At 65.4% G+C, this 23,043-nt stretch carries 19 protein-coding genes; 6 read left to right on the plus strand and 13 right to left on the minus strand.

All coding sequences use genetic code 11. The annotated features are described in order from the left end of the window. The first annotated feature begins 136 nt into the window (after window positions 1–136). The 5 genes from ptsP (at window position 137) to XnspCFBP7698_RS02630 (ending at window position 7,987) form a co-directional block, all read left to right on the plus strand. Window positions 137–2,653, plus strand: a complete 2,517-nt coding sequence (ptsP, locus tag XnspCFBP7698_RS02610) for a phosphoenolpyruvate--protein phosphotransferase (RefSeq protein ID WP_104579573.1) — start codon at window positions 137–139, stop codon at window positions 2,651–2,653. Next, window positions 2,650–3,606, plus strand: coding sequence for a 1-phosphofructokinase (gene pfkB / locus XnspCFBP7698_RS02615; protein WP_039407370.1), 957 nt, complete (start codon window positions 2,650–2,652; stop codon window positions 3,604–3,606). The genes ptsP and pfkB overlap by 4 nt, the downstream gene beginning before the upstream one ends. 153 nt (window positions 3,607–3,759) lie before the next feature. Next, complete coding sequence (locus tag XnspCFBP7698_RS02620; protein ID WP_104579572.1) at window positions 3,760–5,493, plus strand: fructose-specific PTS transporter subunit EIIC; 1,734 nt, start codon at window positions 3,760–3,762, stop codon at window positions 5,491–5,493. 173 nt (window positions 5,494–5,666) lie between these two features. Continuing rightward, window positions 5,667–6,944: a carbohydrate porin gene (locus XnspCFBP7698_RS02625; protein WP_199680020.1), complete on the plus strand. Its 1,278-nt coding sequence runs from the start codon at window positions 5,667–5,669 to the stop codon at window positions 6,942–6,944. A gap of 71 nt (window positions 6,945–7,015) precedes the next feature. Continuing rightward, complete coding sequence (locus XnspCFBP7698_RS02630) at window positions 7,016–7,987, plus strand: IS5 family transposase (protein WP_104579571.1); 972 nt, start codon at window positions 7,016–7,018, stop codon at window positions 7,985–7,987. A gap of 186 nt (window positions 7,988–8,173) precedes the next feature. On the opposite strand, the gene XnspCFBP7698_RS02635 is transcribed toward XnspCFBP7698_RS02630, so the two are convergent. From XnspCFBP7698_RS02635 to XnspCFBP7698_RS02675, 10 genes are all read right to left on the minus strand, one after another. Next, window positions 8,174–8,797 (minus strand): hypothetical protein, encoded by a 624-nt coding sequence (locus tag XnspCFBP7698_RS02635; protein ID WP_104579570.1) that lies wholly within the window; start codon window positions 8,795–8,797, stop codon window positions 8,174–8,176. 74 nt (window positions 8,798–8,871) lie between these two features. Further along, entirely contained in the window at window positions 8,872–9,147 is a 276-nt protein-coding gene (locus tag XnspCFBP7698_RS21270) for a hypothetical protein (RefSeq protein WP_146093165.1), read from the minus strand. Between the two features lie 121 nt (window positions 9,148–9,268). Further along, the gene (locus XnspCFBP7698_RS21275) at window positions 9,269–9,505 is read right to left on the minus strand and encodes a hypothetical protein (protein WP_146093164.1); all 237 of its coding nucleotides are present in this window, start codon (window positions 9,503–9,505) and stop codon (window positions 9,269–9,271) included. Window positions 9,506–10,016: 511 nt separating this feature from the next. Continuing rightward, on the minus strand, window positions 10,017–10,562 hold the full coding sequence (locus tag XnspCFBP7698_RS21280) for a hypothetical protein (protein ID WP_146093162.1): 546 nt from the start codon (window positions 10,560–10,562) through the stop codon (window positions 10,017–10,019). Between the two features lie 508 nt (window positions 10,563–11,070). Continuing rightward, entirely contained in the window at window positions 11,071–12,039 is a 969-nt protein-coding gene (secF, locus tag XnspCFBP7698_RS02650; protein ID WP_047695026.1) for a protein translocase subunit SecF, read from the minus strand. A gap of 113 nt (window positions 12,040–12,152) precedes the next feature. Continuing rightward, window positions 12,153–13,997: a protein translocase subunit SecD gene (secD, locus tag XnspCFBP7698_RS02655; protein WP_179453949.1), complete on the minus strand. Its 1,845-nt coding sequence runs from the start codon at window positions 13,995–13,997 to the stop codon at window positions 12,153–12,155. 333 nt (window positions 13,998–14,330) lie between these two features. Beyond that, window positions 14,331–14,684, minus strand: coding sequence for a preprotein translocase subunit YajC (gene yajC / locus XnspCFBP7698_RS02660; protein ID WP_047695024.1), 354 nt, complete (start codon window positions 14,682–14,684; stop codon window positions 14,331–14,333). Between the two features lie 131 nt (window positions 14,685–14,815). Continuing rightward, window positions 14,816–15,961 (minus strand): tRNA guanosine(34) transglycosylase Tgt, encoded by a 1,146-nt coding sequence (gene tgt / locus XnspCFBP7698_RS02665; RefSeq protein WP_104579567.1) that lies wholly within the window; start codon window positions 15,959–15,961, stop codon window positions 14,816–14,818. Between the two features lie 81 nt (window positions 15,962–16,042). Then, window positions 16,043–17,113: a tRNA preQ1(34) S-adenosylmethionine ribosyltransferase-isomerase QueA gene (gene queA / locus XnspCFBP7698_RS02670; protein WP_104579566.1), complete on the minus strand. Its 1,071-nt coding sequence runs from the start codon at window positions 17,111–17,113 to the stop codon at window positions 16,043–16,045. A gap of 161 nt (window positions 17,114–17,274) precedes the next feature. After that, a complete protein-coding gene (locus XnspCFBP7698_RS02675) occupies window positions 17,275–17,706 on the minus strand; it encodes an Lrp/AsnC family transcriptional regulator (protein WP_039412949.1) in 432 nt (143 codons plus the stop codon). Between the two features lie 120 nt (window positions 17,707–17,826). On the opposite strand from XnspCFBP7698_RS02675, the gene XnspCFBP7698_RS02680 reads away from it, so the two are divergent. Then, window positions 17,827–19,323, plus strand: coding sequence for an aminotransferase class III-fold pyridoxal phosphate-dependent enzyme (locus XnspCFBP7698_RS02680; RefSeq protein ID WP_104579565.1), 1,497 nt, complete (start codon window positions 17,827–17,829; stop codon window positions 19,321–19,323). A gap of 278 nt (window positions 19,324–19,601) precedes the next feature. On the opposite strand, the gene XnspCFBP7698_RS02685 is transcribed toward XnspCFBP7698_RS02680, so the two are convergent. From XnspCFBP7698_RS02685 to XnspCFBP7698_RS02695, 3 genes are all read right to left on the minus strand, one after another. Continuing rightward, window positions 19,602–20,309, minus strand: coding sequence for a glycosyltransferase (locus tag XnspCFBP7698_RS02685; protein WP_104579564.1), 708 nt, complete (start codon window positions 20,307–20,309; stop codon window positions 19,602–19,604). Window positions 20,310–20,550: 241 nt separating this feature from the next. Then, window positions 20,551–21,930, minus strand: coding sequence for a metallophosphoesterase family protein (locus XnspCFBP7698_RS02690; RefSeq protein WP_104579563.1), 1,380 nt, complete (start codon window positions 21,928–21,930; stop codon window positions 20,551–20,553). Continuing rightward, window positions 21,927–23,000, minus strand: a complete 1,074-nt coding sequence (locus XnspCFBP7698_RS02695; protein ID WP_233548940.1) for a phytase — start codon at window positions 22,998–23,000, stop codon at window positions 21,927–21,929. Before XnspCFBP7698_RS02695 ends, XnspCFBP7698_RS02690 begins: the two co-directional genes overlap by 4 nt. Between the last annotated feature and the right edge of the window lie 43 nt (window positions 23,001–23,043).

Here is a 23,043-nt window from a genome sequence, read left to right on the forward strand (position 1 = left end):
CACCTGACCCAGGTGCGGTGTCGCCTCTGATCCTAACCCGAAAGCACTACAAGGATTTTGTGCACCGCACATTGACCTGAGACGTGGGAACGTTCCCACTATACTTCCCAGCCTGATCCCCCAATCGGAGCCCGCCTTGTCCTCTCCGTCGCCCGCCCCCGTGACTCCCGAGCTCATCCGTCTGCATGCGCAGGCCCGCGACAAGGACGATGCCATTGCCCAGGCCGCGCAATTGCTGGTGGCCGCCGGCTGCGTGGCGCCCGGCTACGACGCCAGCATGCGCCGCCGCGAAGGCCTGGCGAACACGTTTCTGGGCCACGGCCTGGCCATCCCGCATGGGGTGGGCGAAGACCGCCATCTGGTGCGCCGCGACGGCATCGCCGTCCTGCAGCTGCGCGACGGCGTGGAGTGGAACCCCGGCCAGACCACCCGCCTGGTGGTCGGCATTGCTGCCCAGTCCGACACCCACATCACCCTGCTGCGCCGCCTGACCCGGCTGATCCAGGACCCGGCCCAGCTGGAAGCGCTGTTCAGCACCGACGACCCCGCCGTCATCGTGGCCGCGCTCACCGGCGACCGCGCGCCGGACGCCAGCGCCGCGCCGGCCACCGACCTGGCCGAACGCTTCGAGTGGACGATTGCCTATCCCAGCGGCCTGCACGCCCGCCCGGCCACCCGCTGGGCCGAGACCGCACGCGGCTTCTCCGCGCGGGCGCAAGTGCGTGCCGGCGACCAGGCCGCCGATGCCAAGAGCCTGGTCGGCCTGTTGCAGCTGGGCCTGCGTGCCGGCGACAGCATCACCGTTTCGGCCGAAGGCGCTGATGCACCCGCCCTGCTCAAGCGCCTGCGCGCCGTGATGGACAGCCTGACCGCGCAGGAAAAGGCCGATGCCGAGCGAGCCGCGCAGCGCCGCGCCGCCCCGGTGGTCGGCTGGACCCCGCCACAGGCGCAGCCGGCCATCGTCGGTATCGGCGCCAGCCCGGGCGTGGCGATCGGCATCGTGCACCGCCTGCGCGCCGCGCAGACCGAAGTGGCCGATCAACCGGTGGGCCTGGGGGATGGCGGCGCATTGCTGCACGACGCGCTGACCCGCACCCGCCAGCAGCTGGCAGCCATCCAGGACGACACCCAGCGCCGCCTTGGCGCCTCGGACGCGGCCATCTTCAAGGCCCAGGCCGAACTGCTCAACGACACCGACCTGATCACCCGCACCTGCCAGCTGATGGTCGAAGGCCACGGCGTGGCGTGGTCGTGGCATCAGGCGGTCGAACAGATGGCCTCCGGCCTGGCCGCGCTGGGCAACCCGGTGCTGGCCGGCCGCGCGGCCGACCTGCGCGATGTCGGCCGCCGCGTGCTGGCCCAGCTCGACCCGGCCGCTGCCGGCGCCGGGCTGACCGACCTGCCCGAGCAGCCGTGCATCCTGCTGGCCAGCGACCTGTCGCCCTCGGACACCGCCAATCTGGATACCGCCCGCGTGTTTGGCCTGGCCACCGCGCAGGGCGGGCCGACCTCGCATACCGCGATCCTGTCGCGCACCCTGGGCTTGCCGGCGCTGGTCGCGGCCGGCGGCCAGTTGCTGGATATCGAAGACGGCGCCACCGCCATCATCGACGGCAGCAGCGGGCGCCTGTACCTCAACCCCTCCGAGCTGGATCTGGACGCGGCGCGCACCCACATCGCCGAGCAGCAGGCTATCCGCGAGCGCGAAGCCGCGCAGCGCGCATTGCCGGCCGCAACCACCGATGGCCACCACATCGACATCGGCGCCAACGTCAACCTGCCCGACCAGGTGGCGATGGCGCTGACCCAGGGCGCCGAAGGCGTGGGCCTGATGCGCACCGAATTCCTGTTCCTGGAAAGCGGCCGTACCCCCAGCGAAGACGAACAGCACGCCACCTATCTGGCAATGGCGCAGGCGCTGGACGGCCGCCCGTTGATCGTGCGTGCGCTGGATATCGGCGGCGACAAGCAGGTGGCACATCTGGAACTGCCGCACGAAGAAAACCCGTTCCTGGGCGTGCGTGGTGCGCGCCTGTTGCTGCGCCGCCCGGACCTGCTCGAACCGCAGCTGCGTGCGTTGTACCGCGCGGCCAAGGACGGCGCGCGGCTGTCGATCATGTTCCCGATGATCACTTCGGTGCCGGAGCTGATCGCCCTGCGCGACATCTGCGCACGCCTCCGCGCCGAGCTCGACGCGCCGGAGGTGCCGATCGGCATCATGATCGAGGTGCCGGCCGCCGCCGCCCAGGCCGACGTGCTGGCGCGCCATGCAGACTTCTTCTCGATCGGCACCAACGACCTCACCCAGTACGTGCTGGCGATCGACCGCCAGAACCCGGAACTGGCCGCCGAGGCCGACAGCCTGCACCCGGCGGTGCTGCGCATGATCCGCAGCACCATTGAAGGCGCGCGCAAGCACGGCCGCTGGGTCGGCGTATGCGGCGGCCTGGCCGGCGATGCGTTCGGCGCCAGCCTGCTGGCTGGCCTGGGCGTGCAGGAGTTGTCGATGACGCCCAACGATATCCCGGCGGTGAAGGCGCGCCTGCGTGGCGCCTCGATGCACCAGCTGCAGCAGCTGGCCGAGCAGGCGCTGGACTGCGAAACCGCCGAACAGGTGCGCGCATTGGAAGCCAAGCGCAAGGACGCGGCATGAGCCTACAGGCCATCACGGTCACGCTGAACCCGGCGATCGACCAGACCATCCAGCTCGACAGCCTGCAACCCGGCGCCGTGCATCGCGCTAGCAGCGTGCGCAACGATGCCGGTGGCAAGGGCATCAATGTCGCTGCTTGCCTGGCCGATTGGGGCACCGCTGTGGCCGCACTCGGCGTGCTCGGCGGCGGCAATGCCGGCGTGTTCGAAGCGCTGTTCCGCGAGCGCGGCATCGTCGATCACTGCCAGCGCGTGTCCGGCGAAACCCGCACCAATCTCAAGCTGGTGGAAGCGCGCAGCAACGACACCACCGACATCAACCTGCCCGGCCTGCAGTTGAGCGGCGCGCACCTGCAAGGCGTGGCCGATCAGCTTGCACCGCTGCTGCGCCCCGGCCTACCGGTGGTGCTGTCCGGCAGCCTGCCGGCCGGACTGCCGGCCGACAGCTGGGCGCGATTGCAGGCCCAGGCCAGCGCGGCCGGCGCACGGGTGTTGCTCGATACCAGCGGCGCGCCGCTGGTGGCCGCGCTGGATGCCGCACGCGACGCACTGCCGTATGCGGTCAAGCCCAACCGGCACGAACTGGAAGCATGGACCGGCCGGCCGTTGACCGACCGCGCCGCGCTTGGCGCCGCCGCGCACGAACTGCTCGCGCGCGGCATCCAGCTGGTGGTCATTTCGATGGGCACCGACGGCGCCCTGTTCGTGCAGCGCGACCAGCGCCTGATCGCGCGCCCCCCTCGCCTGGCCCAGGGCAGCAGCGTCGGTGCCGGCGATGCGATGGTGGCCGGACTGGCGGCAGCGCTGCTGGATGCCGCCACCGACCTGGCGCAGTGCGCGCGGCTGGCCACGGCGTTTTCGATGTGCCGGCTGGAAAGCGGCGATGCACGCCGACTCACCGCCGACGGCGTGCGGCGTGCCGCCGCCGAGGTCGTGATCGAGACCGTGTCGTGAGCCGGTCCCTGCAGGCGCGGCCAGACCGCAGGTCGCCACGCGCACGGCGCACCGCGACCAATGGCACGCCCGGCACGCGTCGCACGTTCGCCTAACCCCATCGAATTCCCCCGCCGGCCACACCGGCGACCGCAATACAGCAGGAGTCTTGCCATGTCCTCTTCCATCGTGGTCATCGCCGCCGGCGAACGCAGTACCGAAGCCGTCCTGGCGGCCGAAGCGCTGCGCCGTGCGGCCACCGCCGCCGGGCGCAGCGTGACGATCGAAATCCGCAGCGACCAGGGCGTGCTCGGCGCCTTGCCGAGCGAGCTGGCCAGCGCGGCCACCCAGGTGCTGGTGGTCGGCGATGCCGATGCCGACACCGCGCGCTTCGGCGACGCACAGCTGCTGCAGCTGAGCCTGGGGGCCGTGCTGGACGACCCGGCCGCGGCGGTCGGTCAATTGGCCGCGCCCGCCTCGGCCACCGGGTCGGCAGCCGCCGGCACCGGCAGCAAGCGCATCGTGGCCATCACCTCCTGCCCCACCGGCATCGCGCACACCTTCATGGCCGCCGAAGGCCTGCAGCAGGCTGCCAAGAAGCTCGGTTACCAGATGCGCGTGGAAACCCAGGGCTCGGTCGGCGCGCAGGACGCGCTCACCGACGCCGAAATCCGCGCGGCCGATGTGGTCATCATCGCCGCCGACCGCGAGGTCGACCTGGCCCGGTTCGCTGGCAAGCGCTTGTTCAAGAGCGGCACCAAGCCAGCCATCAACGACGGCCCGGCGCTGATCAACAAGGCACTGGCCGAAGCCAGCGTGCACGGCGGCACGGCACCTGCCACCGGCACCGCCACCAGCGCCGCCGCGAGCAAGGGCAACGGCCGCACCGGCGCCTACAAGCATCTGATGACCGGCGTGTCGTTCATGCTGCCATTCGTCACTGCCGGCGGCCTGCTGATCGCGCTGGCATTTGCACTCGGCGGCATCTACGCCGGCGACGACGCGCACCAGGGCACGCTGGCCTGGTCGCTGTTTCAGATCGGCGCCAAGGCCGGCTTCACCTTGATGGTGCCCGCGCTGGCCGGCTATATCGCCTATTCCATCGCAGACCGCCCCGGCATCGCGCCCGGCATGATCGGCGGCCTGGTCGCCGCCAACCTCAATGCCGGCTTCCTCGGCGGAATCATCGCCGGCTTTATCGCCGGCTACGGCGTGGCCGCGCTCAACCGCTACATCAAGCTTCCGCGTAACCTGGAAGGACTCAAGCCCGTGCTGATCCTGCCGGTCCTCGGCACCCTGCTGGTCGGGCTGGCGATGATGTACGTGTTCGGCCAGCCGGTCGCCGACTTGCTGGCTTGGCTCACCGCCTGGCTGCGCGGCATGCAGGGCAGCAGCGCGCTGCTGCTGGGCCTGCTGCTTGGCGGCATGATGGCCTTCGACATGGGCGGGCCGGTCAACAAGGCCGCCTATGCGTTTTCCACCGGCCTGATCGCCAGCCAGGTCTATACGCCGATGGCCGCCGCCATGGTGGCCGGCATGACCCCGCCGCTGGGTATCGCGCTGGCCACCTGGGTCTTCCGCAACCGCTTCACCCTGGAAGAGCGCGGCTCGGCCACCGCCGCCGGTGTGCTCGGCCTGGCCTTCGTCACCGAAGGGGCGATTCCGTATGCCGCGCGCGACCCGCTGCGCACCATCCCGGCGCTGGTGATCGGCTCGGCGGTGGCCGGCGCGATCTCGATGTCGGTCGGCGCCGAACTGAAGGCACCGCATGGCGGCATCTTCGTGCTGCTGATTCCCAATGCCGTGACCCACCTGGCGATGTATGTGCTGGCCTTGCTGGCCGGCGTGGTGGTCACTGCCATCGCCCTGCGCGTGCTCAAGCAACCGGTGGCCGACGTCGTCGCCTGAGCCAACCCGCGGCGGCAGGCATCTGCCGCCGCATCCGACGCGCCGGACGCGCGTCACCCCTGCTTGCTGTTACCGCCGCGCCGCGTAGTGATCGCGCGCCGCCAACGGCTTGCCCATGCCCTTGCTGTCGCGTTCGCCACCTCGGCCACGCCCTCTTTGTTCGGAGTCCTGCCATGTCCGCCCTGCTCTCCCACCGCGCTTCCCATCGTCTGCTGTGCCTGTCGCTTGCCATGGCGCTGGCCCCCTTGGCCCACGCGCAGGAGGCCGCCGATGCCTTCAAGCTCAAGCTGGGCTACACCGGCGAAGCCGCCTCGATGATCGACGGCGGCCGCAAGAACGGCGACGCCTACGCCGGCCAGCTGATGGTCGGCACCGACGTGGACATGGACCGCCTGTTCGGCTGGGGCGGCGCCACGGTCAAGCTGCAAGTCTCCAACCGCCACGGCACCAACCTGTCCAACAGCAGCATCGGCAACAGCACCTCGGTGCAGGAAATCTACGGCGGCCAGGGCACGCGCCTGGCCAACTTCACCCTGCTGCAAAAACTCTTCAACGACCGCCTGGAACTGGAAGCCGGCCGCAGCGTCGCCAACATTCACTTCCTCGGCTCGGACCTGTGCCAGTACTTCCAGGGCAACTCGGCCTGCGGCAACCCCACCTTCGTGTTCCGCACCAGCAACTTCACCTACTGGCCGGTCTCCAGTTGGGCCGCGCACGCCACCGCCTGGGTCACGCCCAAGGTCTATGTGCACGTGGGCGCCTACGAGGTGAATCCGGTGCAGGCGCAGGACGGCCAGCACGGCCTGAAGTGGAGCACTGACGACACCACCGGCGTGGTGGTGCCCTACGCCATCGGCTACAAGAACAAGGGCGGCGACGGCACGCTGGCGGCGATGTACGAACTGGGCGGCTGGCAGGACAACTCCGACTACACCGACCCGCTGCGCGACCGCAACGGCAACCCCGCCGTGCTCAGCGGCCTGGACTATGAAAACAAGCAAGGCCGCTCGGGCCTGTTCGGCCGCTTCGAACAACAGGTCACCAACCCGGACCCGTCCGGCACCCAGGGCCTGACCGTCTTTGCCGCCGTCCTCAAGAGCACCGGCGGCCAGGCCGTCGAAGACCACTTCGTGCAACTGGGCCTGGTGCAGAAAGGCACATTCGCCAGCCGCCCGCAGGACAACATCGCGTTCGTGATCACCCAGCAGAAGTACAGCGATGAGGCCCTGGAAAACCTGCGCCTGGCGCGCGCCTCCGCCGGCGGCACCGGCACACCGGCCGACAACCAGATCATGATGGAGCTCAGCTACGGCATCCAGGTCACCAAGCGCCTGCGCATCGCCCCCAACCTGCATTACGTCATCAACCCGGACCAGTTCAACGAACCCACCCGCACCAACGATCTCAAGAACGCGTTGATTGCAGGCATGCGGATCGACTGGAATCTGTGACGCTTAGGGAAGGTCTGAACAAAGCAGTCTGATCTGCGACAATCGATCAACGAACCGAGCGGACGATTTCGATGCAGCTGACCTTCGGCGACGCGGAGTACAACGGCAAGCGCAAGCAGACGCGGCGCGAGGTATTTCTGGCCGAGATGGATCAGGTGGTGCCGTGGAAGGACCTGCTGGCGCTGATCGAACCGCATTATCCAAAGTCGGGGCAGCCCGGGCGACAGCCGTATCGGCTGGAGACGATGCTGCGCATCCACTTTCTGCAGCAGTGGTACGCATTGAGCGATCCATCGGCGGAAGAAGCCCTGTACGACACGGTGTCGATGCGGCGTTTTGCAAAGATCGGCGGCCTGGATGAGGTGCCGGACGAGACCACGATTCTCAAATTCCGCCCCTTGCTGGAGCAACACGATCTGGCGCGCAAGCTGTTCAACCGGGTCAACGCGCATTTATCGCGCAAGGGGCAGAGCCTGCGCGGCGGGACGATCGTAGACGCCACGATCATTTCAGCGCCCAGTTCGACCAAGAACCAGGACGGCAGGCGTGATCCGCAGATGCATCAGACCAAGAAGGGCAATCAGTATTACTTCGGGATGAAAGCGCATATCGGCGTGGACGATGTGTCCGGGTTGGTGCACCACGTGGAATGCACGGCAGCCAACGTCGCCGATATCACGCAGGCGCACAAGCTGATGCATGGTAAGGAAGACACGCTCAGCGGGGATAGCGGTTACACGGGGCTGGACAAGCGCGCGGAGATGGCAGGCAAGCGCAAGTTGCGCTACCTGATTGCAGAGAAGCCGTCCAAGCTCAAGCAGATCAATAGCGCGCGTGCGTTGCAATGGACCAAGCGCTGGGAGCACACCAAGGCCAGCCTGCGGGCGAAGGTGGAACATCCGTTTCGGGTGATCAAGCGCCAGTTTGGTTACGTCAAGGTGCGCTATCGCGGTCTGGCGAAGAATACCGCGCAGGTGCTGACGCTGTTTGCACTGTCGAATCTATGGCTGAAGCGCAAAGAGTTAATGCCTGCGGCGGGGTAGGAGCGCCCGTCATCGGGGCGACACCCCGAGAATGCGCCGAAAATGACCAAAAATCGAAGATCTGAGCGCGGCCAGCGCAATCGATGTGTCTTACTTCACTCTCCGGCCGCGTTGATCAGACCATCCCTAACGCCTGAATTAGGCGAACCCGCGAAGCAGATTCGGCTTGAATGAATTTTTAGCTGTCTAGCCAACAGCTACCTGAACATACTTCATTATTCTTGCGGATAAGCCAAAAAGATCTTTGCCGCTTATCTCGTATTGCTCAGAGAGGTCGAATACATCGACAGCGTTACTCACGCGCCTTGATCCAGGGTCTGGATAGCGGCCCGCCCAAACCACGAAATGAGAGAGCCCCTTGAGGATTGCCTTGTCCTTCTCATCCAGGTTTGGGATGAAAGCGGAAAGCTCTTCCAGCTTGTGGTGGAAATGGTCCTTTTCTTGTTTAGTGAACTCGTCCGCGCCGAGCCTAAGTAGGATCATGGCCTTCAGGCAGACTTCGAGGCTGTAGCCAACAAGCATTAAAGCTACCGCGTGGTACTGGCTATGACAGATGGTTCTCAGGTCTTGTGGAAAGCTGTCAAAGCTTGGTGGGTTTCTCACCAGTTGAACTGCTGCCTCGGAGAGCGCGTGGGCATGGCTAAGCCAGAGGACAGGGTTCTTCAAATCTGCGATGGTCGGCGGCTTTGATATATCAATGGGATGGCCACTCGCCGTAGCCAGCAGACCCCACTTGTGCCAAGCGAGTGCGCTGTAGCCAAACGGGTCGGCTACGAATCCATTGGCAATGGATTGACATGAGTCTTTCATAGAAATCTAACACCTGAGTTAAGCCGCGCCGCGAAGCGGCGTCGGCTTTGACGAATTGTTAGGCGGTGACCAGCTCAACGAACGAGCAGCCCAGCGATGAGTAAGCCCACAGAGGCGAGCCAAACACTGACTTCTAGCACGAAGCGCCGCTGCGCGTTGCCTTTCCGGAAAAATAGCAACCAAGTTGCAGCTCCGATTAGCCAGAGATTTGTGTACCAGAGTAGGGCTGGGTTGCCCACGATTGAAAAAGACGACAGGGCGAATAAGAAAACCCACGCTACAGGAAGAACAATTATTCCGACACCGGCAAATACGTATCCTGCATTTTTTATTAAATCTTTCGCGTTCATCTTCGCCTCCCTATTGGTGATGCCACTGACGCTCCGAACCGTCTAACACTGGAATTAAGCCGACCCGCGAAGCGGCTTCGGCTTGAATGAATTGTTAGGCCGTATTGGTCGGCACGGCGCTTTAGAGACTCTCAACACTGGCGTTCCAATCAATGTTGGCAAGCGTCCATTCCGATGCCTTTTTATATGCACCAGCTTTGCTGGGGGCGATCTCATTGTGGGTGGTAACGACGCCACTATTCGCATATAGAATTGTTGCAACCCAGTGCCCACCAACCTGTTCTGTGAGGAAGATCTTGTAGGTCTTTCCGTTGGTCGTGCTGATTTTCCGCTCTTCGGTTTGACCAACAAATGCCATTGGTTGAATCTCCAGATTGATAGGTGGTCGAGTATGCAACCTAACACCTAAGTTAAGCCACGCCGCGAAGCGGCGTCGGCTTGGACGAATTATTAGGTTGTGACCGCCAGGCCTTTGAGAGTGCCCGCGTTCTTACGGAAGTTGCACTCATAGCACTCTGCCTGGATGTTTTCGATTGAATCCTCCCCACCGTGGTAGACCGGCAACTTATGGCCCTTGGTCCATGTGTGCTTATACCGTGGATCCGGACGTGGCGGAATTTCAGACCAAGAGCGCCCACATTCGGCGCAGGTCGGGCTCCGGGCGAGAAGCGAATTCCATTCCTTGGCGGTGTGGCTGCCGCCGTTAGCCACAAGACGCGCCTGCCGCACCTTGGCTCGCTGGTTTCTGCAGTCCATACAGCAATCCCAGCTATTGAAGCGTGTGCTCCCGCACTTTCCGCAAATCTTCATGAGCAACCTAACACCTGAGTTAAGCCGCACCGCGAAGCGGCGTCGGCTTGAATGAATTGTTAGGCGGCACTTTGTAACGCATAACGAACCGCCCAATAAAGAATGTACGAAAGCCCTACCATCGAGAGGACGACGATGGAATAACGCACCAGTTTGTTGGGGCGCGGCGCAGGAATTGCCTGAACAATCTCTGCGAGTCCGTCATCACTCTTGGGTGGCCATGAGACTTGATTCCATACCGTTGGCTCCTGATACAAGTACGAGATCGTGACCTGCTCTTTTGGCGCGAGGGTCGGTATCAAAATCTGAAAAGTTCCGGAGGGACTGAATTCAAAGTTGTAGTGCATTGGGGGATTGACTTGAACGCTTACACTGGTCAAAGGTACCCCGTGTGGGACACGTACATTAGCCGCCGACTTTTTGCCAGCGTTCTGAAGCACGACGCTATGCATGTGCGTCTGCGGTGCGTTGTTGTTGGGAAAGGCTGATACGTGACCAATGTATGTCACCAAGCGCGATTTACCCTCCAAATAATGCTTGATGAGCGCCGCAACAATCAGCGACAAGAGCGGCGCGGCGATCTTTGCTATTAGGTCAATGTCCATTGAACCCCCGTGTACCGCTTAGCTACTATTAGACTGCCGACATGCGGTGTTGCGCTGAGTATCTTCGATCGTTGGCGCTTTGTGAATGGGGGAAATCCCAGCCGGGATCACGGATTGCACGATGGCAAGCGACCGCGACCAAGCGAATGCTTGCGGTGTTATCCAGCAAGGACGCAGGCGTATGAAATACACCCCAAAAACAGTGGCATAACAGCACGTCCGCCGACGCGGTTGCTCGATCAAGTGCGCGGCCGCTTGCGCGTTGGGCACTACAGCCTGCGCACCGAGAGGCCTATATCAGCTGGATACGGCGTTTCACCCTGCCCAGCGGCTCCCTACCGCAACGTATTGCGCATCGATCAGCATCACGCATCCGACGGAATCCCCAGTGTTCAAAATCTTGAGTTATGGCGTCACAGTGCAAAACCGTGCCACGCACGGCGCCCAACGCCAGAAACGAAAAAACCGCGCACTGCGCGGTTTTTTCGTCAGACCATTTGCCAGCCGATCAAGGACGACGCGCCAGCGCCTCCACGTCCTTGGCCTTGGGCAGCAGGTCCTGCTTGGTCACCGCGAACGGGCCGATGCTCAGCATCGGTACGGCCACGATCACCGAAGAGATCACCACGATCACTGCGCCGATCATATGCGTCTCGGCCAGGCCTTCCATCGACTCGCCGCCGTAGATGTACAACGCCATCGCCGACAGGAAGAACATCACCGCGGTGATGACCGTGCGCGATAGCGTCTGGTTGATCGAGCGGTTGAGCACTTCCAGCGGCTCCACGCGCAGGGCGCGGAAGTTCTCGCGCACGCGGTCGAACACCACGATGATGTCGTTGATGGCAAAGCCCATCACCGAGAGCAGGCCGGCCAGCACGGTCAGGTCGAACTCGCGGCCGGTCAGCGACACGTAGGCCACCGTCAGCAGCAGGTCGAACAATGCGGTCAGGCTGGCCACCACGGCAAACTTCCACTCGAAGCGGAACGCGATGTAGATCAAGAAGCCCACCAGCATGAACACCGTGGCGTACACGCCGTTCAAGGCCAGGTCCTTGCCGACCTGCGGGCCGACGAACTCGCCCGGCTGCACGGTGGCCGGGTTCTGCTCGGTGCTCACCGCCTTGCGCACTTCTTCGGCGACCGTGCGGGCCGCATCGTCGCGGTTATTGTGCTGCTCGCGGGCCTGCAGGCGGATCATCACCTCGTTGCCGCCGCGCGCGTTCTGCACCTGCGCATTCTCGAAGCCGGCCCTGGACAGCTGCTCGCGCACCTGGTCCACGTCCACCGTCTTCTGGAAGCTGGTCTGCACCAGCGTACCGCCGGTGAATTCCAGGGCGTAGTTGAAACCCTTGCCGATGACGATGCCGACCGAGGCGATCGCCAGCACCAGCATCAGGATCAGCACCGGCTTGCGCAGGCGCATGAAGTCGATCTTGGTGTCGTTGGGAATGAGATGGAGCGGGAACAATTTCATGGAAAAGAGCTTCCGTTTAAGACGTCTGCATCGTCAGGACGCAGACGCTTGCGAAGGGATTCATCCCCCGGCCCTGCGCAGCAGGCTGCACGGGCCGGGGCCAGGCTCGCATCTCAGATGGCGACGGATTTCAGCTTCTTGCGGCTGCCGTAGATCAGCACCGCCAGCGCACGCGACACGGTGATCGCGGTGAACATCGAAGCGAAGATACCGATCATCATGGTCAGCGCAAAACCCTTCAACGGGCCGGTACCGAACGCGTACAGGGCCACCGCCACGATCAGGCCGGTAAGGTTGGCGTCGAGGATGGTGCCGCCGGCCTTTTCGTAACCTGCCGCAATCGCCGACTTGGGCGGCACGCCCAGGCGCAATTCCTCGCGGATACGCTCGTTGATCAGCACGTTGGCGTCCACCGACAGGCCGACCGACAAGGCCAGACCGGCAAAGCCCGGCAGCGTCATGGTGGCGCCGAACAGCGACATCACCGCCACCACGATCAGCAGGTTGAACAGCAGCGCCACCGAGGTGATCGCGCCAAACACGCGGTAGTAGACAGTGAAGAACACCAGCGTGAACAGGAACGAGTAGATCACCGCGGTGACGCCGCGTTCCACGTTCTCCGCACCCAGGCTGGGGCCGATCACGTATTCCTCGACGAAGTCCATCGGCGCGGCCAGCGAGCCGGATTTCAGCAGCTTGGCCAGGTTTTCCGCTTCGGTCTTTTCCAGCCCGGTGGTCTGGAAGTTCTTGCCGAACACACCCGCAATGCGGGTTGGCGACAGGGCTTCTTCCTTGACCCGCACGCTGCGCACTTCCTTGCCGTCGACCATGGTCACGGTGGGAATGCGCTCGATGTAGACCACCGACATCAGCTTGCCGACGTTGGCGCTGGTGTAGTCGAACATGCGCTGGCCGGCCACGTTGTTGAGCGTCACCGCCACTGCGGGCATGCCGTTCTGGTCGGTGCTGACCGAGGCGCTGACCATCTGGTCGCCGGTCACCAGCGCGCGCTTGTTCAACAACACCGGCGCGCCGGTATCGCGTACGCGGTAGACCTTGGCTTCTGGGGGAATGGTGCCGCTGCGCACGGCGTCTTCGGCATTGCCTTCGACCACTGCGCGGAATTCCAGCGATGCGGTGGCACCGATCAGGCGCTTGGCCTCGGCGGTGTCCTGCAGGCCGGGCAGTTCGACCACGATGCGGTCATCGCCCTGGCGCTGGATGGTGGGCTCGGACACGCCCAGCGCATTGACGCGATTGCGCAAGGTGGTGAGGTTCTGCTCGATCGCGCCACTGGCGATCTGCTTGAGCTCGGCTTCCGGCACCTTCACCGAAATGGTCTGCCCGCTGATGTCGTAGGTCAGCAGCGGCTGCGCCTTGGCCAATGCGACGCGTGCGGCATCGGCACTGGCGCCCTCGCCCAGGCTGACCTGGATGCTGTTGTCGCCGCGGCGCTCGACCGAGCGATAGGCGATGCGGCCGTCGCGCAAGGTGGTGCGGATGTCTTCGGCAAAGCCGTCGATGCGCTTTTCCACCGCCGCCTTCTGGTCCACCTGCATGGCGAAGTGCACGCCGCCAACCAGGTCCAGGCCCAGCACCATCGGGCGGCCGCCCAGCTTGGCCAGCCACTCCGGCACGGTGGACGCCAGGTTCAGCGCCACCGTGTAGTTCTCGCCCAGTTGCTGGCGCAGCACGTCGTTGGCACGGGTCTGCGCCTGCAGGTTGGGCAGGCGCACCATCAGGCTCTCGCCTTCCTTGGTCACCGCCTTGGGAGTGATGCCGGCAGTCTTGAGTTCGGCATCGATGCGGCTGCGCAACGCGTCGTCGAGCTGCGCGCCACGACTGGCGGTGATCTGCACCGACGGGTCTTTCTGGTAGATGTTGGGCAGCGCATACAGCGCGCTGACCGCCAGCACCAGCAGGATCAGGAAATACTTCCAGCGAGGAAATTCGAGCATTGCGACAGTCCCGCGCTGCACCATCCCGGCGCCGCGCCTAGCAGTGAGAACGACTTCAAGCGGCCGATACAGCGTCGCGAGCAGTCATCCGGTGGATGCGAGCAGTGCGCGAAGCCGGCACGCCCGTGGGGCGCAGAACAGCTTCGTGCACCGACTGCGCCCGCCTGATGGTGCGCGCAGCTGTGGTGTTGCAGGTAGTGCGGTGCAACGAGGTAGTGCGCGGCGGTTGCAGGCATCGGCAGCGCGGCGAGCCGCAAGTGTACGAGCGGTCCCTGCCGTTTTCGAGCAGCGGCCAGCAGCGCCGGCCGGTGCCCGTAGTGCCGACGGCGCGACTCAGCTGGCCGACTTCAGCGTGCCCTTGGGCAGCACATGGCCCACGGCGCTCTTCTGCACGCGGATGCGCACGTTGTCGGCCACCTCGATGCTGATGAAGTTGTCGCCAATGTCGGTGATCACGCCGGCAACGCCGCCGGAGGTGATGACTTCGTCGCCACGTGCCAGCTTCTCCAGCAGCGACTTATGCTCCTTCTGACGCTTCATCTGCGGGCGGATCATCAGGAAGTACATGACCGCGATCAGGATGATCGGCAGCGCGAAGGTGGACAGGCCACCCATCGGGCCGGCTGCCGGCGCGCCACCGGTGGCTTGCGCCTGGGCGACGGGGATCAGGAAATCGAGCAAATTCATTCAGTGCATCCTAGTTTGGTGCCAGCGCGCCCATGGGCCCACTCGCTATTCAGGTACCGCCAGGGCGGAACAGCCGGGAATTATGCCACGCAGGTTCCAACGCGTCCGCGCCAGGGCGCGGGCGGCAGGGTTCAGCTGGTTTCCCCCGGCAACGGCGGCGTGGTGGCGCCGCGTGCCGCATAGAAGGACCGCCGGAACTCCACAAAGGTTCCCGAGGCGATCGCCGCGCGCATGTCGGCCATCAGTTTTTCGTAGTACCAGAGGTTGTGCAGGGTGCCCAGCATCGGCGCCAGCATCTCGTTGCAGCGGTCCAGATGGCGCAGGTAGGAACGCGTATAGCCACTGCTGCAGGCATGGCAGCCGCAGCCCGGCTCGATGGTGTCCAGGTCGCGCTCGTACTTGGCGTTACGGATGCGCACGGTACCGAACGAGGTGAAATAGTGGCCGTTGCGCGCATTGCGGGTGGGCATGACGCAGTCGAACATGTCCACGCCGCGGGCCACGCCCTCGACCAGGTCCTCGGGCCGGCCCACGCCCATCAGGTAGCGCGGGCGGTCGGCCGGCAGCTGCGGGTGCAGGTGTTCGAGCATGGCGTTGCGCTCGTGCTCGGGCTCGCCCACCGCCAGCCCGCCGATCGCGTAGCCATCGAAGCCGATGGCGTGCAGGCCGTCCAGCGAGCGGCTGCGCAGGCCCGGGTGCACCCCGCCCTGCACGATGCCGAACAGCGCCGCATCGTTGCCCAGCCCGTCGTGCGCCTCGCGCGAGCGCTGCGCCCAGCGCAGGCTCAGCTCCATCGAGCGCCGCGCCACCTCTTCGGTGGCCGGGTACGGCGTGCACTCGTCGAAGATCATCACGATGTCCGAATCGAGCACCTTTTGAATCTTCATGCTCTCCTCGGGGCCCAGGAACACCCGCGCACCGTCGGTGGGCGAGGAAAACGTCACGCCCTGCTCGGTGATCTTTCGACGATGCGCCAGCGAGAACACCTGGAAACCGCCGGAATCGGTGAGGATCGGCCCGTCCCAGCGCGCAAACCCGTGCAGCCCGCCGTGGTCGCCGATCACATCCAGGCCCGGGCGCAGATACAGGTGGAAGGTATTGCCCAGGATGATCTCCGCCCCCAGCGCGCGGATCTGCTCGGGCAGGATGCCCTTGACCGACCCATAGGTGCCCACCGGCATGAACGCCGGCGTTTCCACCGTGCCGCGCGGAAAGGTCAGGCGGCCACGCCGGGCATGGCCGTCGGTGGTCTGGAGCTGGAACTGGAGTCGGGACATTGAGGGGCCGGGAATGGGGAGTCGAGAATCGGGAATGGGAAGAGCGGTTGGCAGGTGGCTGATCGTTTGGCGGGTAGCGCCTTACGATTCACCATTCCCGACTCCCGATTCCCGGCCCCACAACAACATCGCATCGCCGTACGAAAAGAAGCGATAGCGCTGGGCGATGGCGTGCTGGTAGGCGGCGAAGATGCGCTCGCGGCCGGCGAAGGCGGAGACCATCATCAGCAAGGTGCTTTCGGGCAGGTGGAAATTGGTGACCATCGCATCGACGCTGCGGATGCGGTAGCCGGGCAGGATGAAGATCTGGGTTTCGCCGGCGAATGGCAGCAGTTCGCCATCCGGGGCCGCCTCTGTCTTGCGCCAGGCGCTTTCCAGCGAACGCACGACCGTGGTGCCCACCGCGATGATGCGGCCGCCGCGCTCACGCGTGCGGCGCACCTGCTCCACCAGCGCGGCACCGACGTTGAGCCACTCTTTATGCATCACGTGCTGGTCGAGCGCATCCACGCGCACCGGCTGGAAGGTGCCGGCGCCCACGTGCAAGGTGACGTGGCCGAACTCCACCCCGCGCGCGCGCAGGCGTTCCAGCAGCGCCTCGTCGAAATGCAGGCCGGCGGTGGGTGCGGCGACCGCACCGACTTCGCGCGCGAACACGGTCTGGTAGCGCTCGCGGTCTTCGATGCCCGGCTCGCGGCGGATGTAGGGCGGCAGCGGCAGGCGGCCGGCCTCCCGCAGCCAGTGTTCCAGCGGGGTCGGGATCTCGAAGCGCAGCAGATAGAACTCGCCGTCGCGCCCGAGCACCTCGGCCTGCCCGCCGGCATCCAGCGCGATCAGGCTGCCGGCCTTGGGCGACTTGCTGGCGCCGATCTGCACCCGCGCCTCGCGCTCGCCCAGCAGGCGCTCGATGAGGATTTCCACGCGCCCGCCGCTGGCCTTCTGCCCGAACAGCCGCGCCGGAATGACGCGGGTGTCGTTGAAGATCAACAGGTCGCCCGGCTGCAGCAGCTCGGGCAGATCGCGCACCTGGCGGTCGCTGAAGGCGGCCGGCACCGGCGGCACCACCAGTAGGCGGCTGGCCGCACGCTCGGCCAGCGGCGCCTGGGCGATCAGCTCGTCGGGCAGGTCGTAATGGAAATCGGACTTCTTCAAGGCCGCAGGATTGGTTGGCTGAGGAGCCGGGCATTGTAACTGCGGCCGGGAGTGGGGAATCGGGAATGGGGAATCGAAAGAGCAGTGAGCCGGGAGCGGCACTGGTGACGGTGAAGCGCTGTTGCTGTTGCGATTCCCTATTCCCGATTCCCGATTCGCCCTCACCGCTCGAACTTGGTGGACAAAATGATCGAACTGGTCGTGCGCTCCACCCCATCGATCGCACCGATGGCGTCGGTGAGCACGTCCATTTCGTTGACGCCGCCCACCACCCCCAGGGCGATCAGGTCGTAGGCGCCGCTGACCGAATGCAGCAGGCGCACTTCGGGGATGTCGCGCAGCGCCTTGACCACGGCCGGCATCTTCTTGGGCAGCACGGTGATCAGGATGTGCGCACGGATGCGGCCCTGCTCGTAGTCGTCGTGGGTGCGCACGGTATAGCCGCTGATCACGCCGTCGCGTTCGAGCTTTTCGATGCGGCTCTGCACCGTGGTGCGCGAGAGCCCGAGCCGGCGCGCGATCTGCGCGGTGGAGGCACGCGCGTCTTCGCGCAGCAGCGATAACAGGCGTTCGTCGGATGGGGTGATCTTCACAATGCGCATTCGTTTCGTCGAATCGCCGAAAATACCGTACTTCCTGCCCAGATTCACGCTGCCAAACGCCGATCTTCTGCCGATAATAGAAGAACAACGCCACCTTGCAGGAGATGCGCCATGTCCGTCCTCGCCCCGCTCGCCCCGCTGCGTGCCCATGCCGGCCGCCGCCTGACCGATGGCCTGGACGATGGCGCCATCGTGCGCCTGGCCGCCAACCACTCTGACCTGCAACACGCCATCACTGCGGCAGCCGCCGAATACGCGCTGGTGCGCGATGAGGCCGCCGACCTGCTGGACCTGGACGAAGACGCCCAGATCGCCGCGGTGCAGGACGGCTTCATCAACTTCTACGCCGACGACGCGGTAACGCCTTACGTGGCGCTGGCCGCGCGCGGGCCGTGGGTGGTCACGCTCAAGGGCGCGGTGCTGTACGACGCTGGCGGCTACGGCATGCTCGGCTTCGGCCACACGCCGGCGCCGGTGCTGGAAGCCATGGCGCGCCCGCAGGTGATGGCCAATGTGATGACGCCCAGCCTGGCGCAGCGCCGGCTCGACCGCGCCCTGCGCGCCGAGATCGGCCACAGCCGCGGCGGCTGCCCGTTCGCACGCTTCATGTGCCTCAACTCCGGCTCCGAAGCGGTGGGCCTGGCCGCACGCATCGTGGATACCAACGCCAAGCTGCACACCGACCCGGGCGCGCGGCATGCCGGCGCCACCATCAAGCGCCTGGTGGTCAAGGGCAGCTTCCACGGCCGCACCGATCGCCCCGGCCTGTATTCCGACTCCAGCCGCAAGACCTACAGCAAATATCTGGCCAGCTATCGCGACGAGGACTCGGTGATTGCGATTGCGCCCTACGATGTGGCCGCGTTGCAACGCGCCTTCGACGAGGCGGCGCGCAATCACTGGTTCATCGAAGCGGTGTTCCTGGAACCGGTGATGGGCGAAGGCGACCCGGGGCGTGCGCTGCCGGCCGAGTTCTACGCCGCCGCGCGTGCGCTCACCCGCGCGCACGGCAGCCTGCTGCTGGTGGATTCCATCCAGGCCGGCCTGCGCGCGCATGGCGTGCTGTCGGTGGTGGACTACCCGGGCTTCGAGCAGCTGGACCCGCCGGATCTGGAAACCTATTCCAAGGCGCTCAACGCCGCGCAATACCCGCTGTCGGTGCTGGCAGTGACCGAGCACGCCGCGCAGGTGTACCGCAAGGGCACCTACGGCAACACCATGACCACCAACCCGCGTGCGCTGGACGTGGCCTGCGCCACGCTGGCCTTGTTCACCCCGCAGGTGCGCGACAACATCCGCACCCGCGGCGCGCAGGCGATTGCCAAGCTGCAGGCCCTGCAATCGGAGCTGGGCGGCCTGATCACCAAGGTCCAGGGCACCGGCTTGCTGTTCTCGTGTGAGCTGGCGCCGCAGTTCAAGTGTTACGGCGCCGGCTCCACCGAAGAGTGGTTGCGCCACCGCGGCGTCAACGTGATCCACGGCGGCGAGAATTCGCTGCGCTTCACCCCGCATTTTGCGATGGCCGAAGAAGAACTGGACCTGCTGGTCGGCCTGATCGGGCGGGCATTGAAGGAAGGCCCGCGCCAGACCCAGGCCGAGGCCGCCTGATCCGGGCGGACGCGCATCGGCTGCAGCGCAGTCGATGCGTGCGTGGTGGTAACGCGCCTGCCCCGCCCGGTGGGTGTGACGCGGAGTGAAGCGCTTGCTTTGGGTGTCCAGCTGATTGCGATCGTGCTGGCCGCGGCAATCAGGGCCTTGCAGCCCGGTCGGCCGTCACGCATCGCAGCGTGATGGCAAGCTGCGCTGCGAAGTACATGACGTCCGCGTCCTTTCGCGTGACTGAATGCCACCGCGCCAGACCCAAGGCGTCACCTGTCGGCTGCTGCTCAGACCGGCACTGCACTCAACTTGCGCCGCAGATAATTGGTCACCGCGCGCCGTGGCGATTTTCCCCGCCACGACGCCCAGCACAGGTGCGAGCCCACCGCGGCCTTGCCACCACGATGACCCAAACCGAACCAGGTGCGGTCCGGGTGGAACGCATCGCGCGGCGGAAACACGATGCCCGCAAACTGTGCAGCGTGCGCGTTGTAGAAACGCGTCAACCCGCGCGGCCCGGAAATCATCGGAATCTGACGGTGGTCCTCCAGCGTTTCCGGCGCATGCACGTTGAAGATGTGCTCGATGAACGCGCGCCAGAACGGATGGCCCGCTTCGGAGCCGAACACGGCATTGCCGATCTTGAAGTCGTCGTGGCCCGGAGCGCCTTCTTCGATCGGCAACACGCACTGCTGCGACAGCACGTCCTCACCCAGCGGACGCAACAGTTTGTAATCGGTATCGAAGTAAAACCCGCCATGCGCATGCATATAGGCACAGCGCGCAATATCCGCCTTCATCACGCCGAAGCGGATGCGCTCGTAACGCTCGGCAAACTCCGGGAATGCACGCCGCATCAGTTCCGAATTATCGGCATCATCCCAGAGGTAGCACGTCCATCCAGGCAGCAGGCGCTGCAAACGGTCACAAATCCTGCGCTCCTCCCACAGCAGCTGCTTGGTCGGTGCGGTCAGGTGAAAGAGCTGGGGAATCATGGGCACGGCTCGGTGGGGCTGGGGGAACCGGACCCTGCGCCGTGGCACCGCATTGCAGCGCGTCACGGACACGAGTCCGGCACACCCAACGTAGCCGCATTATCAATGTGACGTAATTCGCATTTTTCGATAGGACGCCCGCGGGTTATTCGAAGAATCTATGCGCGCGCGAAGTTTCCTCACACCGCCCTCATTTACCACGACGATTCGCCCGAATAATCGTCGCGTTGTCATATTTACTTCACTCCCAACACCGATCCGCCCGCCCCTTCAACGTCGCCTCGCGCGGACACGTGCGTGGGGCGATACGTCCCTGCGCATGCTCGATCAACCGCTTTGCGCCCTGTGCATCGCGTTGCAATTCGAATGCGTCGTACAAGCGGCCTGTGGCGGTGCGCGATTCGTACACCAGGTGCTGCCTGTCCAGTCGAAGCACCTGATACAACTGGGTGTCTTCACCCACCGGCCGCATGGTCTTGCGCGCCATGTCCGAGAGGCGGTACTGCTTGGGCCCGGCCACCGACACCACGAATACCGGCGTTGCCTGCCCCGGCTGGTCGCCGCGCCGGCCATAGGTGTGGTCATGGCCTTGCAGTACCAGATCCACCTTGTGCCGGCGAATCACCGGCAGGACCTGCTCCACCAGTTTTTCGTTCTCGCGATCGGCACGCGGCGAGAAGAACGGCTGATGGATGAGCACGATCGACCACGGATGCGGGTTGTCGGCCAATACCTTGTCCAGCCACTGCGCCTGCGCCGGGCCGGTGCCCAGATCCAGCACCGAGGTGCCATCGAGCACGGCAATGCGCACGCCCTGATAATCGAACCAGTAGCTGGTGCGCGCGGTGGCCGAGGGCCCGTTACGCGGCAATGCGAAGGTCACCGGCCAATGGTTGCCCAGGGTGCGGGTCGCCTGCGGAGACTCGTCGCCTTCCTCGTGATACTCGTGGTTGCCCGGCGCCGGCGCCACCGCCGTGCCTTCGAGCAGCCAGCGCCCGGCTTCGAACCATTCCGCCCACTCGTTGTCGTCCTGGCCGTCCTTGCCGCTGACCAGATCGCCGGCGAACAACGCAAGCCGCGCCTCCGGCGCCGAGCGCCATGCCTGGCGGATCACCCGCGAGACCAGGCTGAGGTTCTTGTTCTGGGTGTCGCCGAAATACAGCAGCGTCAGCGGGGCGTCCGGCGTGGCAGCGGTACGGAACTGATTCCAGGCGCCCCAGGTGTCGTGGCCCTGCACGCGGTAGGCATACAGCGTGTCCGGCGTGAGCCCGGCGATCTCGGCCCGGTGATGGTGCGAGCTGCCATTTTCGCTGGCCAGCGTCGCCGTGGTGGCACGGATGCGCCGCGGCGTGCCCAGGTCGGGCGAGTCGCCGGCAACCACCAGTTCCAGCCAGGGCTGGCTGACGCTGGCATCGGTGCGCCAGGCCACCGCAAACCCGGTGGCCGCATCCTGCGCCGGCGTGGCGACGATGCGGTCGGGAAAGCCGTCGGCCACATAGTGGGTGGAGCCGGCCGGCACCTGCGTGTTCGGCTCGGCAGCGCGCTCGGCCGCACACACCTGGCCAGCGGCCAGCGCAAGCACCGACACCACCACGGACAGCGCCCTGCGTGGGGCGTTCATGGCGCGCAGTCCTTCAGCCGCAAGGTGCGCGCGATGTCGCGCCAATCGAAGGCCGCCACCGCCTGGTCGTCGTGCAGCGCGTAGAACACGCCACCGGGAAAGCGCGCGTCGCCACGTTGGTCCAGCCACACGCCGTCGGTGTTGGCAGTCACCCGGCCGGCAAAGGCGCCCACGTGCGCCAGCGTCTTGCGGTCGAACACCTGGAACACGCTGCGGTCCTTGAACTGATCGGTGGCGATCCAGTAGCCGCTGCCGTCGGCGCATTGCAGCAAGGTCAGGCCTTCGGCCTGCGCCTTGAACAGCCCGGTGCCGACATTGCGCCCGCGGTAGCGCCCGTCCATGCCGTATTCGCGCAATTGGGTGCCGACGGCCACGTCCTCTTCGGCAATCATCAGCCGCGCATTGGCCTCGTCGCCGAAGACCGACTCGGCAATACGGATGGCACCGGCCTCGGTGGTATCACCAAAGCTCTGCGTCAGCCGCGCCTGCCAGCTCTGCCCTGCCGCGTTCAGCTGATAGCGCCGGAAACGCTGGCCCAGCTCGGCCAGCGGCGGCGGCTGGTCCTTGTTGGCCGGCGACATGTAGTTGTCGCTGACCACCACCTCGTAGCCGCCGTCGTGCTTGCGCACCCACAGCCCGTAGGGCTCGCGCAGCGCATCCTGGCCGAACGCGGTCAGCGGCCTGAAATCCGGCAGCGAAAACACCTGCACGCGGCGGTTGTCGCGCTCCACCACGAATACCAGGTCATCCACCACCGAAATGCCGTTGGGGCGATCCAGCTTGCCCAGTGCCTTGCCCTTGCCGCCCACCACCCGCAGCCGCTTGCCGCTGTCGCCGTCGAACACCACCAAGGCATGCGTGGCCTTGGCCGTGGCGATCACCCAGCGGCTGCCATCGGGGGCGCGCCAGCTGGCCGGCGAATCCAGGTTATCGGTGGGCGTGAGCGCGGTGATGAAGGCTTCGGGCACCACGTCGTGCGCCACCTTCGCTTCGCTGAGCGTGGGATCCTGCAGCAATGCTTCGTCGGCTTCGCGGTCGACAGCGTGGGTTGCACAGCCGGCCAGCGCCATCGCCCCTGCCAGCACGGTGGCCGGCAACAACACGGCGGCCCGC

The sequence above is a fragment of the Xanthomonas sp. CFBP 7698 genome (assembly GCF_003600855.1).
Lineage (GTDB): Bacteria > Pseudomonadota > Gammaproteobacteria > Xanthomonadales > Xanthomonadaceae > Xanthomonas > Xanthomonas cannabis.